Here is a 16,861-nt window from a genome sequence, read left to right as displayed (position 1 = left end):
GTTACGGCAGGGAGGGGTTGGCCGGAGAGTATTCGGGCGGCGACCAGCGCAGGGGGCTGCCCCCGGGCGTCTCGACGACCCCGGTGACGGTGAAGCGGACCGTGCGCTCCCCGTCCGGGGCGTACGCGGCGCGGGCCGTGCCGGTGAGCCGCAGCACCGTTCCCGACGTCCAGTCCAGGAAGAGGAGTCCGGCCCTCGGGTCCGCCTCCAGGTTGCCGAGGGTCAGGAACATGGCGTTGCCGGGGTAGTCGCGCCAGCGCAGCCCGGACGGGCCGTCGGCGTGGACGAAGCCCGGGTTGCCGCCCCGGTGGCTGGCGTCGGCGCCGTGCGCGTGGACGGTGGCCAGGAAGAAGGTGTCGGCCGCCTCGACGAGGGCGCGCTGCCGGGGGGAGAGCCGGTCGGAGCGGCGGACCTCGCCCGGCCGGCGTGCGACCGTCTCGTAGGACTCCCTGCGCTGCAGGTACTTCGGGCAGTTGGCGAAGACCCGGTCGGCCTCCACGGCGAAGCCCCCGGCGGTGGGGCGGGACCGGCCGTTCAGGCGCATCCGGCGACGGGTGCGCGGGTCGAGCGCGATCGTGCCGACGAGGGTGCCCTCGGCGGCCAGCGCGGCGGCGAGGGGGTCGCCCTCCGCGAGGTGGCCGGTGACCGAGATCTGCCGGACGCCGGTCGCCCGGACGAAGCCGGGCGGGCCGGTGAGCAGTGAGGCCCACACCGCGCCCGTGGCCGGGTCGGCCGCCCCGGCCACCAGCATCGGCTGCTGTTCGAGGAAGGCGGCGGCCACCGGGCGGATGCCCTGCCCGACCGCCTGTCCCACGTGGTCGGCGAGATCACGGACGCCGACCCGGTCCTGTACGGCGCGCGAACCGGAGTGGTAGGTCATTTCGCCCTCCGTCTAGAAGAAACCGCAGGTCGGAGCGGACTCGGACGGTGCCGGTGCCCCTTCGGCGCCGGTCGGGGCGTAGATCTCCAGCCGGGTGCCGTCCGGGTCGTGGAAGAAGATGCCGCCGGACGCCGAGCCCTCGCGGTGGGCGACCACGCCCTCGTGGGCGAACGTGACGCCGTGGTCGCGCAGCGCCGTCTCGTAGGTCCTGACCCGGTCGATCGAGTCCACTTCGAGGGCGAGGTGGTGGAGGCCGGCGCGGTCCTCGCCGTAGGGCCCCCGGGCCTGCTGCCAGAGCGTGAGGACGGGACGGCCGTCCCCGTCCGAGGAGCCCAGGAACGCGTATCCGCGCTCCTCCTCCCTGCCCTCGGCGAGGAGGGCGAAGCCGAGCACGTCCCGGTAGAAGGCGAGCGAGCGGTCGAGGTCCGTGACGTTCAGGCCGACATGGCCGGTGCGCGGTGTCATGACTGTCCTCCGAGACGGTGGCGGCCCCCCGATCGAGAGCTAACCTCTATAAGCGAGGTTAAGGGTTAGAATGAGTAACGTCAACCAGTCATCTACTCTTGAACGGTTAGCCGCCGAAGGGAGTCCCACCGTGTCCGCCGCCACCGACCCCCGCCCCCTCACCGGGGAACCGCTCGCGCTCGACCTGCTCAACACCCGCTGGAACAGCGAGGGGGTGCCCCAGGACCTGCTCACGAACACCGGGGGACTGGCGGTGTGGCTGGCCGCGAACGGGTTCGCCCTCCCGGCCGACGAGACCGTGCTGCGCCACACCCTCCAGGCGCGCGACGCCCTGCGCGCGGCAGTGGACGGGCACCTGCGGGGAAGGCCGGACGGGATGTCCCCGTCCGGGGTGGAGCGGGTCGACGCCGTCCTCGCGCACGGGCGGATCAGGGTCACCCTGACGCCCGGGGGGCCGGGCGAGCGCGCCGAGTTCGAGGACCCGGCATGGGAGCCCGGCTGGCTCGCCGCGCGCAACTACCTGGAGCTGCTGGGCACTTCGCCCGACCGCATCCGCCACTGCGCCCACGAGACCTGCGTCCTGCACTTCCTCGACACCTCACGCAACGGCACCCGCCGCTGGTGCTCGATGGCGGGCTGCGGTAACCGGGCGAAGGCGTCCCGCCACTACGCGCGCACGAAAGAGAGCTGAGCCGGCACCCAGGCGGTCCGAGGTGTCCGGCATGTCCGGGCATACCGCGCTATCACCGGCGTGGCGTATGGCGGAAGTACGCCATGCTTCCCTCCCATCACGGTCAACTCTCCCCAAATAACTGTCCTTTGGGTAAAGCTGAGCGGTCATCCGGGTTCACATACCGGACTGATGTGATCGCGTCCCGCAGGAACGTCGGGACCGGTCACTCCACGCTCGTTCCTTTACCTACAAGGGATGCCGATGACCCTCGACCCCCAGCGCGCCCCTCGATCGGGCGCGAGACGCGTGGTCCGCACAGCCGTGGCCGCGGGCCTGGTGGCCGCGCTCTCCGCGGCCGGACCGATACCCATGGCCCTCGCCGCGGACCACGCACCCGCCGCCACGCCCGACCCGGGCACCAAGTCCGCGAGCGCCAAGCTCGGTTCGGACGACGCGGCCCTCCTCGCCGAGGCCAAGGCCGACGGCACCAAGAACGTCACGATGATGGTCGCCACCGCGCCCGGCCAGACCGAGCAGGTCGCCCGGCAACTGGACGCGGTCCAGGGCGGTCTCGTCGGCCGGACCTTCGACAAGGTCGGCTATGTCCGGGCCACCGTCCCGACCGCGAAGGCGGACGCGGCCATCGCCGCCGCCGCCAAGCTCTCGTCCGTGCACGGCATCGACCTGCGCCAGGACATCGCGCTGGACGACCCGACACCGAGCGCGGACACCGCCAAGGGTGCCGCCAGGGCCCGGGGCACGGTCGCCCGCTCCGCCCCGGACAAGAACACCCCCGCCGAGAACCCGTACAACCCGTCCTTCGAGACGGGCGCCGTCGACTTCGTGAAGAAGAACCCGAAGGCGGACGGCCGCGGCGTCACCATCGGCATCCTCGACTCGGGTGTGGACCTGGGCCACCCGGCGCTGCAGAAGACCACCACCGGCGAGCGCAAGGTCGTCGACTGGGTCACGTCCACCGACCCGGTCAACGACGGCGACGGCAGCTGGCGGCGGATGACCAGCGCGGTCTCCGGCCCGTCCTTCCCCATCACGACGGCCAGTCAGGGCACCGAGACCTTCAAGGCCCCGGCCGGCGCCTACAAGTTCAACTACATGTACGAGTCGGCCACCGCGGGCGGCGACGAAGCGGGCGACCTGAACCGCGACGGCGACACCACCGACGCCTGGGGCGTGCTGTACGACCCGGCCTCCGGAACCGTGCGGGTCGACGCGAACGACAACCTCGACTTCACCGACGACGCGCCGATGAAGCCGTACAAGGACGGTTTCCAGGTCGGCTACTTCGGCAAGGACAACCCGGCGACCGACGTCGTCGAGCGCATCCCGTTCGTCGTCGAGATCCGCAAGGACGTGGTCTTCGACGCGGCCGGTTCCAAGGCCGACTACGTCAACATCGGCGTCATCTCCAGCGAGCACGGCACGCACGTGGCGGGCATCACCTCCGCGAACGGCCTGTTCGGCGGCAGGATGAACGGCGCCGCCCCCGGCGCGAAGATCGTCTCGTCCCGTGCCTGCGTCTTCGGTCCCGGCTGCACCAACATCGCGCTCACCGAGGGCATGATCGACCTCGTCGTCAACCGCGGCGTCGACATCGTCAACATGTCCATCGGCGGCCTGCCCGCGCTGAACGACGGCAACAACGCGCGCTCCGAGCTCTACACGCGTCTCATCGACACCTACGGCGTCCAGCTGGTGATCTCCGCGGGCAACTCCGGCCCCGGTGCCAACACCATCGGCGACCCCGGCCTCGCCGACAAGGTCATCTCGGTCGGCGCGTCCATCTCCAAGGAGACCTGGGCCGCCAACTACGGCTCGGTCGTGGAGAAGAAGTACGCGATGATGCCGTTCTCCTCGCGCGGTCCGCGTGAGGACGGCGGCTTCACGCCGACGCTGACGGCGCCCGGCGCCGCGATCAACACCACCCAGACCTGGCTGCCGGGCTCCCCGGTCGCCGAGTCGGGCTACACCCTGCCGGCCGGCTACTCGATGCTCCAGGGCACCTCGATGGCCTCCCCGCAGGCCGCGGGCGCGTCCGCACTGCTGCTGAGCGCCGCCAAGCAGAAGGGCATCGCCCTGACGCCCGCCGACCTCCGCACGGCCCTCACCTCGACCGCCGACCACATCAAGGGTGTGCAGGCGTACGAGGAGGGCGCGGGCCTCATCAACGTCGTGGACGCGTGGAAGGCCGTCAAGGACGACGCGACCGCCCACGAGTACACCGTGAAGGCGCCGGTCGACACCGCGATCGACTACGCGCTGAAGACCCCCGGCTTCGGCACCGGACTGTACGACCGCGAGGGCGGTCTCAAGACCGGCGTGAAGAAGACGTACGAGATCACCGTCACCCGTACCTCCGGTCCGGACCGGGCGATCCGCCACGAGCTGCACTTCGAGAACAACGCCGGTGACACCTTCAGGATCGTCGGCTCCGACGAGGTGAGGCTCGAACTGAACAAGCCGGTCACCGTCAAGGTCTCCGCGAAGGCCTCCTCGGCCGGCATCAAGAGCGCGATCCTCGAACTCGACGACCCGAGGACCGAGGGCATCGACCGGCAGATCCTGACCACGGTCGTGGTCTCGACGCCGCTCAAGTTCGCGTACTCCGACTCGGGTTCGGTGCAGCGCGACAGCACGCGCTCGTACTTCCTGACCGTGCCCGAGGGCGCCAGGAGCCTCGAGGTCGCCATCGGCGGGCTGCAGGGCCTGAGCCAGACCCGGTTCATCTCCATCCACCCGTACGGTGTCCCGGTCGAGGACACCGGCACGCCGTACTGCTACAGCAACTACCCGAACACCAACGGCTGCAAGCCCGACGTGCGTGCGTACGCGGACCCGCAGCCCGGTGTCTGGGAGGTCGAGGTCGAGGCGCGCCGTACGTCGCCGCTGCTCGACAACCCGTACAAGCTGGAGGCCACCGTGCTCGGCGCGGCCTTCGACCCGGAGACCGTGACCGTGCCCGAGGCCAAGGTGGGCACTCCCGTCACCGCCTCCTGGAAGGTGACGAACCAGTTCGCCGCGATCGACGGCAGGCTGAAGGGCGGCCCGCTCGGCTCCTCGAAGACGGACCGGCCGGCCATCGCCCAGAACGCCACGCAGACCACCACGGTCGACGTGCCCGCGGGCGCCGCCTCACTGGACGTCGCCATCGGCAACGTCTCCGACACCGCCGCCGACCTCGACCTGACGGTGTACGACTCCGCCGGCAAGCAGGTCGCCCAGTCCGCGGACGGCGACTCGGAGGAGGCGGTCTCCATCCCCAGCCCGGCCGCCGGCAAGTACACCATCGAGGTCGTGGGCTACTCGGTCCCGTCGGGCTCGACCGCGTACGACTACCGTGACGTGTTCTTCTCCTCCGCGCTCGGCACGGTCGGCGTCGACGCGTCCGCGCCGGTGAAGCTCGCCACGGGCGGCACGGCGACGGTGTCCGGCACGATCACCGCGCTGGCCCCGGCCCCCGAGGGACGCGAGTTCTTCGGCCAGGTGCAGCTGGTGAACGCCCGTGGCACCGCCGCGGGCCTCGGCAGCGTGAAGATCGAGAAGGTCACGCCGTAACGCGTGCGCCCCTGAGGGGGCGGGCGTCCGGAGTTCCGGGCGCCCGCCCCCTTTCTCACGCGCGGCCGAGCCCTGTCATGCACAGGGAAGGGAACGGGAGGCGGGCAGCGCCCCGAGGATCCACTCCCGGTCGCGGGCGATGGCCTTCTCCCCCGTCGTCCACCGGTCGGGGGTCACCGCGCCCCGCCGGATGCCGACCAGCACGTGCTCACCCCGCCGCGGGGCTGCCGCCTCCCGGTCCACCAGGAAGGTGACCCGGCCCTTCCCCTTCGCCGGCTTGTAGAACCGGGTCACGTCGAGGGTGATCCGGTCCCGCCCGGTGCCCCGGACCGGCTCGATCCCGGCGATCTCGCCCTCGGCCAGCAGCCGGGAGCAGGCGAGGTAGCCGGGGGCGCCGAGCGAGGCCGACCCGCCCGCGCCGTCCGACGCCTTCGCGGCGCTGTCCGCCGACGACTTCGACGCCACGCCCCCGCCGCCGCCGCCCTGCGCGATCAGCCAGCCCATGCCGACGACCATCGCGGTGACGACCGTCGCGGCGAGGGTGCCCAGCGCGACCGCTAGGGGTCGGCGGCCCCGCTTCCTCGGCGCCCCCGCCGGGCGGCGCGGACGCTGCCTGGGAACCCGTACGGGCCTCGTCTCCTCCCCCGGTTCCGCCAGCGCGCCCCCGATGGCGGCCAGCTGCTCCCGCAGCAGCGACAGGTCCGCGACCGCCGACCGGTGCTCCGCCACCGCGTCCGGGTCGTCAGCGATCCCTTCGGGCAGCGGGTCACCGGTGATCGCGGCCCACAGCGCGTCCGCTGCCGCACTGTCCTCGTGCTCGGCGTACCCGGCCACGTCACACCACCTCGTCCTCGTGCAGGCGGGCGCGCAGGGCGCGGACCGCCGAGTGCAGCCTGCTCTTGACCGTGCCCTCCGGAATGCCGAGCTCCTCGGCTATCCCGCGCACGGAGAGGTCGGCGTAGAAACGCAGCACGAGGACCTGCCGCTGCGCGTCGGGCAGGTCGTCCAGCCCCTGCGCCACGGCGAGCGAGAGCACGCTGGAGTCCTCGCCCGAGGGGTGCTCCAGCTGCCGGAGCCCGGCCAGCCGCTCGCCGAGCCGCTGCTGACGGTGCTTGGCCCGGTGCCAGTCCATCGCCAGGTTCGAGGCGACGACCGCCGCCCACGCGGACACGTCCCGCGGTGCCTCGTCCCCCTTCGCGGCGCGCTCCAGCAACCGCAGACGGACCTGCTGCACCCCGTCCGGCAGGTCCGCCTGCGGTACACCGCCGAGCGCGAGCACCGCCCGCACCCGGCGTTCCTGCGCCGCGTCCAGCGGGTCGTCCACCCCCTGAGCACCGCGTGTCCTTCTGCGCAGCACAGCTGCCCTCCCCTCCCGCGTTTCCCCTACGACGCCGGTGCGGGCCGAAACGTTCGGCCGCGCCCCACCCCGTCGCACCGAGTCGTACGTCACACCGGACCGGGGCCGGAGGGACGCGAGCACCGTACGGCTTGCGGTCGCCGGGGTCCGCCGGACGGTTTTCTTCCGGCGGCCGCGCGCGGGGTCCGTCCCACTCCGCGAACGGCGTGGGCAAAGGATTGGACACGACGGCACGGGTCAGACGCATGATGGAAGCGCTGGACCACGTAGAACGCACGCAAAGGGAGTCGCCGTGAGGGTCGGAATCGTCGGAGCCACCGGTCAGGTCGGCACGGTCATGCGCAGGATCCTGGTCGAGCGGGACTTCCCGGTCACGGAGCTGCGCCTGTTCGCCTCGGCCCGCTCGGCCGGCACGGTGCTGGACGGCGTGACGGTGGAGGACGCGACGACGGCCGACTACTCCGGCCTGGACATCGTCCTCTTCTCGGCCGGCGGCTCGACCTCCAGGGCCCTGGCCGAGAAGGTCGCCGCGCAGGGCGCCGTCGTGATCGACAACTCCTCCGCCTGGCGCAAGGACCCGGACGTACCCCTGGTGGTCTCCGAGGTGAACCCGCACGCGATCGCCGACCGCCCCAAGGGCATCATCGCCAACCCGAACTGCACGACGATGGCCGCGATGCCCGTTCTGCGGCCGCTGCACGACGAGGCGGGGCTGGCGGCGCTCGTCGTCGCCACGTACCAGGCCGTGTCCGGATCCGGCCTCGCGGGTGTGGCCGAGCTGCACGGCCAGGCGCTGAAGGTCGTCGCGGACGCCGACCGGCTCACCCACGACGGCGGGGCGGTCGACTTCCCCGAGCCGCAGGTCTACAAGCGGCCCATCGCCTTCAACGTGCTCCCGCTCGCCGGCTCGATCGTCGACGACGGTCTGCACGAGACGGACGAGGAGCAGAAGCTCCGCCACGAGTCCCGCAAGATCCTGGAGATCCCCGGCCTCAAGGTCTCCGGCACCTGCGTCCGTGTCCCGGTCTTCTCCGGCCACTCACTGCAGGTGAACGCCCGCTTCGAGCGCCCGATCACGGTGGAGCGCGCCACCGAGCTGCTGGCCGGCGCCCCGGGTGTCACCCTCTCCGAGATCCCGAACCCGCTCGAGGCCGCGGGCCAGGACGCGTCGTACGTCGGCCGCATCCGTGCCGACGAGACGGTCGAGCACGGGCTCGCCCTGTTCATCTCCAACGACAACCTCCGCAAGGGCGCCGCCCTGAACGCGGTCCAGATCGCGGAGCTGGTGGCGGCCGACCTGAAGGGCTGACGCCTCCCCGTACACGCCCCAGGGGCGGTCACCGCACGGTGACCGCCCCTGCGTGTGTCCTGGCCGCCCTGAGCGAGTCCTGAGCCGCCCCGCTCGCGTCCTGCCCGTCCCGGCTCGCGGCAGGTCCGGACCTCCCGCGGCAGGTGCCCGTCACGCCCGGCGCACCTCGTAGAGGAAACAGCCGTACTCGACCGCCCGTACATGGACCAGCTCCACCGCCGGATCGGCGAAGGCCGCCTCGAAGGCCGCCTCGAACGCGGACCACTCCGGGGCCTCCACCAGCCGGCCCCCGAGGATGCGGCCCTCCGCGGAGTAGCGCCGCACGGTGCGGTGGGCGCCCTCGAACGGCCGGACGTCCGCGGCCGGCCCCCCGCACTCCCGCGCGTGGACGAAGACCGGGCCCTGCTCGTCGTACGCGCCCGGATCGACGCCGGCCGCGGCGGCCCAGCGGCGCAGCGGGGCGTACGAGACGAGGGCGATCCGCTCTCCCGGCTCACCACGGCGCAGACAGCAGCGGAGCGGAGCGCCGCCCTCCTCGTCCGTGAAGGGAACCATCGGGCGGCCCGCGTCGTCAGCTGTGCGGAGATCCTTCAGGACCTCCGGTTCGATGGGGCGTGCGATGAAGGTCGTCATGCGCTCCAGGCTCGCGCCCGAAAGCCCCGGTCACCGGCGGGATACGGACATCGCGTTCCGTGCTGGTCCCGTGGAAGGATGGCGCAACCGTCACATAACGAGGAGATGACCGCGTGCCTGGCACAAACCTGACCCGCGAAGAGGCGCAGCAGCGCGCGAAGCTGCTCACCGTTGACTCGTACGAGATCGATCTCGACCTCTCGGGCGCGCAGGAGGGCGGCACCTACCGGTCCGTGACCACGGTGCGCTTCGATGTCGCGGAGGGCGGTGGGGAGTCCTTCATCGACCTGGTGGCCCCGACCGTCCACGAGGTGGTCCTCAACGGGGACGCCCTCGCCCCCGCCGAAGTCTTCGAGGACTCGCGGATCACGCTGCCGGGCCTCCTGGAGGGACGCAACGTCCTGCGGGTCGTCGCGGACTGCGCGTACACCAACACCGGCGAGGGTCTGCACCGGTTCGTCGACCCCGTCGACCAGCAGGCCTACCTGTACACCCAGTTCGAGGTCCCGGACGCCCGGCGCGTCTTCGCGTCCTTCGAGCAGCCCGACCTGAAGGCCACCTTCCGGTTCACCGTGAAGGCGCCGTCCGGCTGGACCGTCATTTCCAACTCGCCGTCGCCCGAGCCCAAGGACGACACCTGGGCCTTCGAGCCGACGCCGCGGATCTCCACGTACATCACCGCGCTGATCGTCGGCCCGTACCACTCGGTGCACAGTGTGTACGAGAAGGACGGGCAGAGCGTGCCGCTCGGCATCTACTGCCGTCCCTCGCTCGCCGAGTTCCTCGACGCGGACGCGATCTTCGAGGTCACCCGGCAGGGCTTCGCGTGGTTCCAGGAGAAGTTCGACTACGCGTACCCGTTCGAGAAGTACGACCAGCTCTTCGTGCCGGAGTTCAACGCGGGCGCGATGGAGAACGCGGGCGCGGTGACGATCAGGGACCAGTACGTGTTCCGGTCGAAGGTCACCGACGCCGCGTACGAGGTGCGCGCCGAGACGATCCTGCACGAGCTGGCCCACATGTGGTTCGGCGACCTCGTGACCATGGAGTGGTGGAACGACCTGTGGCTGAACGAGTCGTTCGCCACCTACACCTCCATCGCCTGCCAGGCCTACGCGCCGGGCAGCCGCTGGCCGCACTCCTGGACCACCTTCGCCAACTCCATGAAGACGTGGGCGTACCGGCAGGACCAACTGCCCTCCACCCACCCGATCATGGCGGAGATCCGCGACCTGGACGACGTGCTCGTCAACTTCGACGGGATCACGTACGCGAAGGGGGCGAGCGTACTGAAGCAGCTCGTCGCGTACGTCGGCATGGACGAGTTCTTCCGGGGCGTGCAGGCGTACTTCAAGCGGCACGCGTACGGCAACACGCGCCTGTCCGACCTGCTGGGCGCGCTGGAGGAGACCTCCGGGCGCGACCTGAAGAACTGGTCCGAGAAGTGGCTGCGGACCGCCGGCATCAACATCCTGCGCCCGGAGGTCGAGACGGACGCGGACGGGGTCATCACCTCCTTCGCGATCCGCCAGGAGGCCCCGGCGCTCCCGGCGGGCGCCAAGGGCGAGCCGACGCTCCGCCCCCACCGCATCGCGGTCGGTCTCTACACCCTGGACGACGCGAGCGGCAAGCTGGTGCGCGACGAGCGGATCGAGCTCGACGTCGACGGTGAGCTGACCGCCGTGCCCGAGCTGACCGGCAAGCGCCGTCCGGCCGTCTTCCTGCTCAACGACGACGACCTGTCGTACGCCAAGGTCCGTCTCGACGAGGACTCGCTGGCCTTCGTGACGGAGCACCTCGGCGACTTCGAGTCCTCGCTGCCGCGCGCCCTGTGCTGGGCCTCCGCCTGGGACATGACCCGCGACGGGGAGCTCGCCACCCGCGACTACCTTTCCCTGGTGCTCTCCGGCATCGGCAAGGAGTCCGACATCGGTGTCGTGCAGTCACTGCAGCGGCAGCTCAAGCTGGCGATCGAGATGTACGCCGACCCCGCCACCCGCGAGTCGCTGCTGACCCGCTGGACCGAGGCGACCCTCGCGCACCTGCGCGCGGCCGAGGCCGGCGGCGACCACCAGCTCGCCTGGGCACGCTCCTTCGCGGACACCGCCCGGACTCCGGAGCAGCTGGACCTCCTGGAGGGCCTGCTGGAGGACCGGGAGACCATCGGGGGTCTCGCCGTCGACACCGAGCTGCGCTGGGCGTTCGTACAGCGGCTCGCGGCGGTCGGGCGCTACGACGAGGCGGAGATCACGGCCGAGTACGAGCGCGACCGGACGGCGGCCGGTGAGCGGCACGCGGCCACCGCGCGGGCCGCCCGTCCCACCGCGGAGGCGAAGGAGGAGGCCTGGGTCTCCGTCATCGAGTCCGACAAGCTCCCGAACGCCCTGCAGGAGGCGGTGATCGGCGGCTTCGTACAGACCGACCAGCGTGAGCTGCTCGCTTCGTACGCGGACCGGTTCTTCGCCGTGGTGAAGGACATCTGGGACGCCCGTTCGCACGAGATCGCCCAGCAGATCGCGATCGGCCTGTACCCGTCGATCCAGGTCTCCGAGGAGACCCTCGCCAAGACGGACGCGTGGCTGGCCTCCGCCGAGCCCAACGCGGCCCTGCGACGCCTGATCTCGGAGTCCCGCGCCGGGATCGAGCGCGCGCTGAAGGCACAGGCGGCGGACGCGGCGGCCTCTTAGCCGGTCGTACGTCGTACGTCGTTACGTCGTACGCAGAGACGTGGGTACGTCGTACGTAGGCACGTAGGCACGGAGGGGGCGCCCGGCGTTGTGCCGGGCGCCCCTTTCCGTTCGTGGGGCGTCCTCACCTCTCCGTTCGTGGGGCGTCCTCACACAGGGCGCGGGCGAGTACGAGCATGGTGCGGGCCTGGAGCGCGGTCTGGTCGGCGACGGACACCCAGCGGGCGTCGAACGTGCGCTCCAGCTCGCGGGCCCACCCGTCCACGAGCGCGTCCAGCGCCGGCGCGCCGCCCAGGGCCCGTCTCATCATGGCCGCCGCGCGCAGCGGGATGCGGCGGGCCGCGATACCGAGCGAGACCGAGTTGCCGACGGTGGTGGCCAGTTCGGCGGCGCTCCAGGTGTCCACGACGCCGGAGCCGATGTCCATGAGCTCGCGGGCCGCCGTGAAGTGGGCCAGCTCGTCGGGTGTTCCGGGCGGACGCGGATCCAACTCACCCACCACGGACTCCAGTTGTTTGATCCGACCGAGCAGGATCTCGCTGACGTCGGCGAGTTCACGGCGCGGCTCGGCCACCGGCCGTGGATCGCCGACGCCCGCCACGCTCCAGAAGGGCGCCTCGACCACGGCGGAGACCGTGCCGTGGCGCATCGCGTGCAGCCAGGTGGACCGCGAGACGAAGCCCGAGGGGTCCCGCTCCTCCGCCGGGCTGCCGTCCGGCAGGACGAGCACGCCCGGTCCCTCGACGAGCCACCCCATGCCGTCGAAGGGCCGGTGTTCCAGGGGAACGCCCAGGTCCGCCGCGATCCGGCGGTAGGCGGCCGGTGCTCCGGGCACCGCACGGGTCAGCTGCAGGAAGGTTCCTCCTACTTCGACACCGTGCAACGAGAACTGCACGACGGGGCGCAGTTCGTCGATGAGCCCCAGCAGTGCCTCGGACTCCGGCATCGGCGCGCGCGGATCCCCCGCGATGGGCGGGAACTCGGGCTGGGCGGCGAAGGCGGGGCGGTAGAAGCGCCGGTAGTAGCTCCCGATGAGGGGCGGTGCGGCGGCGTCCGGGACACCGGAGGGGTTCGCGGTCATCCAGCCCTCGGCGAGACTCGCGCCGTCGGGATCGAGGCACAGCAGGAAGTGCCAGGTGCAGTCCAGCCCTCCGTCGCTGCTGCCCAGGACACTCGGATCACGAGCGAGCCACTGGGCGAACCGGAGCGAAGTGGCCCCGCCCACCGGCTCGTTGGCGTGCGCGCCGGCGACCGTGAGCACCTGGCGCGGGCCGTGTCCGGCCGACAGCAGCCACAGCGGCCGGCCGGCACGCGAGGTCCCGATGTCGCGCAGACGCAAGTCGCCGGGCCGCGCGGCCACCGTCGCACGAGCGCCTCGCAGCAGCTCGTCCAGGGTGGGATACGGGGTTCCCCGCATGCCGGGATCCGGTCAGGCGCCGTTCGCGTTGCTGGCCCCGGTGGTCTCCTTCTTGTCCAGCGGACGGATCACGATCCTGGCAGCCATGTGGTCCCCTCTCCTTCACAACCGACGGTGCGCAACAGCGGAGCCCGGTCCGTGCCGGGCCGTCGAGCGGGTACGACGGGCTGGTCAGCCGCCGTTGCCCCCGCTGCTGTCACCCGTGGTCTCCTTCTTGTCCAAAGGACGGATCACGATCTTGGTGGGCACGCCAACTCCTCCCCCTCGCAAGGATGTTGCGTATAGCGGCGCGATCGCCGACCGCGTCTTGTCAAGGCTCGACTCGGGGCACCAGAGTGTCAAGGCATGTACCTGTAACGGGAAGGGGTCCTGGTGACGGTCACGGTCGAGACGCTCCGCCGGCCCCGGATCAAACCCGAGCACCGGGCCTACCGCACGATCGACGGCAACGTCCGCATCGGCAGCGTCATATACGGCATCGGCGCGGAGATCGCGGACCCGGAGGGCTGGGTCTGGACCCTGGTCGGGGCGATGGACGGAACGCGGGAGCCGGCCGAGGTCGTCGACACGGTGCTGCGGGCGCATCCCGGACTCCCCGGTCTCACGGACGAGGACACCCGTCAGGCGATGGCGGATCTGCTCGACGCCGGGTTCGTGGAGGACGCCGCGGCGCCCGTGCCGGTGTCCGGGCGGGAGCGCGTCCGCTACAGCCGGGGCGTGCCGCTGCTGCGCTGGATGGACCTCGGTCCCCGGGCGAACCCGTGGGACGCCCAGCTCCGGCTGGGCGGCGCCCGGATGCTGCTGATCGGTGTCGGCGGCACGGGAGGCCATGCCGCGCAGAGCCTGGTCGCCTCCGGGGTCGGCCACCTGCACTGTGTGGACCCGGACGTGGTCGAACTGTCGAACCTCAACCGCCAGCCCCTGTTCCGCGAGTCCGACCTCGGCCGTCCCAAGGTGGAGGCCGCGCTCGGCACGCTGCGGGCCCTGAACTCGGACGTGACGGTGACCGGGGAGCGGCGAGAGGTGCGGGGGCCGCGGGATCTGGCGGAGCTGGTGCGGTCCGGGGCGCCCGAGGTCCCGCGCCCGCTCTCGGCCCCGACCCCGGACGGACGCGGGGCCCCGCGCGCGTCCGGGCCCTACGACCTGCTCGTACTCGCCGCCGACCGCCCGGACGACATCCGGCGCTGGGCGAACCGTGTCTGTCTCGCCGCGGGCCTGCCGTGGGTCGACGCCGGATACCGGGGTCCCCTGGTGACGGCCGGGGTGCACGTGCCCGGCCGGGGAGCCTGCTGGGAGTGTCTGCGGGCCGCCGAGGCCGCCCGCCGCGATCTGCGGCTGGCGCCGGGCCAGGACGAGGAGGCCGCCTCCCCGCATCTGCCGTGGAACCCCGCGAGCGCGGTCACCGCCGGTCTCTCCGGCGGGCTGCTCGCGCACGCGGCCCTGGCCCTGCTCACCGGCGTGCCCGCGCTCGACCCGGGTTTCCGCTTCGGGATGAACCTGATGCTGCCCGGCGATCCGGTGCTGGAGAGATCCCCGCGGCGGCCCGACTGCCCGGCCTGCGGCGACCGGCCCACCGGAGAACTCACGAGAGAACTCACGGGAGAACCCACCGGGTCACAGACCGTAGGACGGCCCGGGGAACCACCCGGAGAACGGGCCGGAAGCGACACCGGACGGCGGCCCGGAGAACAGGCCGAAGGCGAGACCAGAAGGCAGCCCGGAGAGCGGGCCGAAGGCGGGACCGGACGGCGGGCCGGGGGACAGCGGTGAGCCGGTCCGCCGGGGAGCGTCACGGGTGCACCGTCCCCGCCGGCCGGCGGCCCACGGCGTCCCCGGGCCCCGCCCCCCACGTACGCCTCCACCGGCTCGACTCGCGCCCCGACGGGGACGAATGGATCGTCGGGCGGCTCGCGACCGGCCGGTTCGTCGCGCTGCCCGAGGTCGGCAAGCAGGCGCTGGACCTGCTCGGGCAGGGGCTGGGCGCCGCCGAGGTCGGACGGCGGCTGCGGGAGACGACCGGCGACGACATCGACGTACCCGATTTCGTCGAGGCGCTGGTGGACCTCGGGTTCGTGGCCGAGGTGGACGGGCGGCCGACCGCGTCGCCGCCTCCGCCGAAGCCGACGTTCGCCCGGATCCGCCCCCGGCACGTGCGCTGGGTGCTGAGCCCCGTCGTCCCCGTCCTGGTCGGACTGCTGATCGCGGCCGCCCTCCTCACCCGGCCGCCCGTTCCGCTCGGCTACCGCACCCTCCTGTGGAGCCCGCACGGCAGCGCGGTGATCGCGCTCGGCGCGGGCGTCGGGTGGACACTGCTGCTGCTCCACGAGTGCGCGCACCTGGTGGCCGCCCGCGCGACCGGCGTGCCCGGCCGGATGCGGCTGGGCACGCGGCTCCAGTTCCTGGTCATGCAGACGGACATCAGCGGCATCGAGATCGCCCCGCGCCGCCACCGTCTGACCGCCTACCTGGCCGGCATCGCGACCAACCTCTCCGTCGCCTCGCTCGCCGCCCTCGCGGCGGGCACCACGGACGGCACGGCCCGCGGGATCCTCGCCGCCGTCGCGCTGCTCGCCCTGCTCCCGCTGCCCTTCCAGCTCATGGTCTTCATGCGTACGGACCTGTACTTCGTGCTCCAGGACCTGACGCGCTGCCGCGATCTGTACGGGGACGGGGTGGCGTTCTCCAAGTACGCGGCCCGGCGCCTGCTGCGGCGCGCGACCACCCCGGACCCCAGCCTCGGCCTGCCCGTCCACGAACGGCGGGCCGTGCGGGTGTACAGCGCCGTGCTCGTCGTGGGCACCACGTTGTGTCTCGCGTTCCTCGCGACCGTCACCCTGCCCGCGGACGTCACCCTGTTCGCCCGCGCGGTGACCCGGCTGGGTCCCGGCCACTCCGCCGTGCAGCGCCTCGACTCCGCGGCGGTCGTGGTCGCGCTCGGCGGGGTCCACCTGGTGTGGGCGCGCACCTGGTGGCGTGGGCGCGGAGTCAGTGCGGGACCATCCCGCCCGTGACGTTGACGAACGTGCCGGTGATGCCGCCCGCCCGGTCGGAGGCGAGGAACGCGGCGGTGGCGGCGATCTCCGCGAGGGTGGGGTTGCGACGGGTCATCCGCATCCCGGCGAGGTTCGCGAGCAGTCCCTGAAGGGCCGTCTCGTCGAGGTCCATACGGCTGTCGACCGCGGCGAGCTTCTCCCGGGTCAGCGTCTCGGGCACCCCGGCGGCCCACAGGCCCACGACCCGCAGTCCGCGCGGTCCCAGCTCCGTCGCCAGGTTGCGCACCAGCGTGTCGATCGCCGCGTCGGCAGGTCCCGTGCCGCCCATCATCGGACTGCCGTGCGCGGAACCGCTGTTGAGCGTGAGCACCACGCCCGAGCCCGCCTCGGCCATGCGCCGGGCGGCGGCGCGGGCGGTCGTGAAGGTGGCGCGGATGCCGGTCTCGACAGGCCGTACGAAGTCCTCGACCGACAGGTCGACCAGCGGAACTCCTTGCACGTCGCCCCGCGTGACCAGGTTGAACGAGATGTCGACGGCGTCCAGCGAGGCGACGTGTGCCTCGACCGCCGCCTCGTCCAGCGCGTCGAGCACCGCGGTCTCGGCGTGCCCGCCCGCCGCCACGATGTCCTTCGCCACCGCGTCCAGCGTCTCGCCCGTACGCCCCACCAGGTGCACGCGGGCACCCTCCTGGGCGAAGGTGCGCGCGACGGCGCCGCCGATGGAACCTCCGGCGCCGTAGATGATCGCGGTCCTGTCGGTGAGCAGCATGGTGATCTCTCCTGAAGGTGTGAGGCCGTACGAGTGCGTCGTACGGGTCCGTCGAACGTGTCGGTCATGCAGACGTACGCGCCCGCCCGCACTCATCGGTCTCCG

Annotated in this window: 13 protein-coding genes; 6 read left to right on the top strand and 7 right to left on the bottom strand. The window is 72.2% G+C overall.

Features of this window, described 5'->3' with window-relative positions; translation table 11 throughout:
- Window position 1 precedes the first annotated feature (1 nt).
- Window positions 2-880, bottom strand: a complete 879-nt coding sequence (locus ABZV34_RS02945) for a pyridoxamine 5'-phosphate oxidase family protein (RefSeq protein WP_356270868.1) — start codon at window positions 878-880, stop codon at window positions 2-4.
- Between the two features lie 12 nt (window positions 881-892).
- Window positions 893-1,345, bottom strand: a complete 453-nt coding sequence (locus tag ABZV34_RS02940) for a VOC family protein (RefSeq protein WP_356270866.1) — start codon at window positions 1,343-1,345, stop codon at window positions 893-895.
- 130 nt (window positions 1,346-1,475) lie between these two features.
- Between ABZV34_RS02940 and ABZV34_RS02935 the strand changes: the two genes are divergently transcribed.
- Window positions 1,476-2,036: a CGNR zinc finger domain-containing protein gene (locus tag ABZV34_RS02935; protein WP_356270864.1), complete on the top strand. Its 561-nt coding sequence runs from the start codon at window positions 1,476-1,478 to the stop codon at window positions 2,034-2,036.
- A gap of 243 nt (window positions 2,037-2,279) precedes the next feature.
- Complete coding sequence (locus tag ABZV34_RS02930) at window positions 2,280-5,591, top strand: S8 family serine peptidase (protein WP_356270862.1); 3,312 nt, start codon at window positions 2,280-2,282, stop codon at window positions 5,589-5,591.
- Window positions 5,592-5,666: 75 nt separating this feature from the next.
- Here ABZV34_RS02930 and ABZV34_RS02925 read toward each other — a convergent pair whose 3' ends face one another.
- A complete protein-coding gene (locus tag ABZV34_RS02925) occupies window positions 5,667-6,425 on the bottom strand; it encodes a hypothetical protein (RefSeq protein WP_356270860.1) in 759 nt (252 codons plus the stop codon).
- Between the two features lies 1 nt (window position 6,426).
- Window positions 6,427-6,948: a sigma-70 family RNA polymerase sigma factor gene (locus ABZV34_RS02920; RefSeq protein ID WP_356270858.1), complete on the bottom strand. Its 522-nt coding sequence runs from the start codon at window positions 6,946-6,948 to the stop codon at window positions 6,427-6,429.
- 292 nt (window positions 6,949-7,240) lie between these two features.
- On the opposite strand from ABZV34_RS02920, the gene ABZV34_RS02915 reads away from it, so the two are divergent.
- A complete protein-coding gene (locus ABZV34_RS02915; RefSeq protein ID WP_356270856.1) occupies window positions 7,241-8,257 on the top strand; it encodes an aspartate-semialdehyde dehydrogenase in 1,017 nt (338 codons plus the stop codon).
- A 150-nt stretch (window positions 8,258-8,407) separates the two neighbouring features.
- Here the strand turns inward: ABZV34_RS02915 and ABZV34_RS02910 are convergent, their stop codons facing one another.
- On the bottom strand, window positions 8,408-8,890 hold the full coding sequence (locus tag ABZV34_RS02910) for a DUF1203 domain-containing protein (RefSeq protein WP_356270854.1): 483 nt from the start codon (window positions 8,888-8,890) through the stop codon (window positions 8,408-8,410).
- Window positions 8,891-9,003: 113 nt separating this feature from the next.
- Between ABZV34_RS02910 and pepN the strand changes: the two genes are divergently transcribed.
- Window positions 9,004-11,577 (top strand): aminopeptidase N, encoded by a 2,574-nt coding sequence (gene pepN, locus ABZV34_RS02905; protein WP_356270852.1) that lies wholly within the window; start codon window positions 9,004-9,006, stop codon window positions 11,575-11,577.
- 124 nt (window positions 11,578-11,701) lie between these two features.
- Here the strand turns inward: pepN and ABZV34_RS02900 are convergent, their stop codons facing one another.
- Complete coding sequence (locus ABZV34_RS02900; protein WP_356270850.1) at window positions 11,702-12,994, bottom strand: M14 family zinc carboxypeptidase; 1,293 nt, start codon at window positions 12,992-12,994, stop codon at window positions 11,702-11,704.
- Window positions 12,995-13,366: 372 nt separating this feature from the next.
- Between ABZV34_RS02900 and ABZV34_RS02895 the strand changes: the two genes are divergently transcribed.
- The gene (locus ABZV34_RS02895; RefSeq protein WP_356270848.1) at window positions 13,367-14,764 is read left to right on the top strand and encodes a ThiF family adenylyltransferase; all 1,398 of its coding nucleotides are present in this window, start codon (window positions 13,367-13,369) and stop codon (window positions 14,762-14,764) included.
- Window positions 14,765-14,889: 125 nt separating this feature from the next.
- On the top strand, window positions 14,890-16,005 hold the full coding sequence (locus ABZV34_RS02890) for a hypothetical protein (RefSeq protein ID WP_356271233.1): 1,116 nt from the start codon (window positions 14,890-14,892) through the stop codon (window positions 16,003-16,005).
- Here ABZV34_RS02890 and ABZV34_RS02885 read toward each other — a convergent pair.
- Window positions 15,980-16,756: an SDR family oxidoreductase gene (locus ABZV34_RS02885; protein WP_356270846.1), complete on the bottom strand. Its 777-nt coding sequence runs from the start codon at window positions 16,754-16,756 to the stop codon at window positions 15,980-15,982. The genes ABZV34_RS02890 and ABZV34_RS02885 overlap by 26 nt on opposite strands.
- Window positions 16,757-16,861 lie beyond the last annotated feature (105 nt).

Source organism: Streptomyces sp. NPDC005195 (assembly GCF_040608315.1).
Taxonomy (GTDB): domain Bacteria; phylum Actinomycetota; class Actinomycetes; order Streptomycetales; family Streptomycetaceae; genus Streptomyces; species Streptomyces kaempferi.
This window is presented reverse-complemented; position numbering and strand designations above follow the sequence as displayed.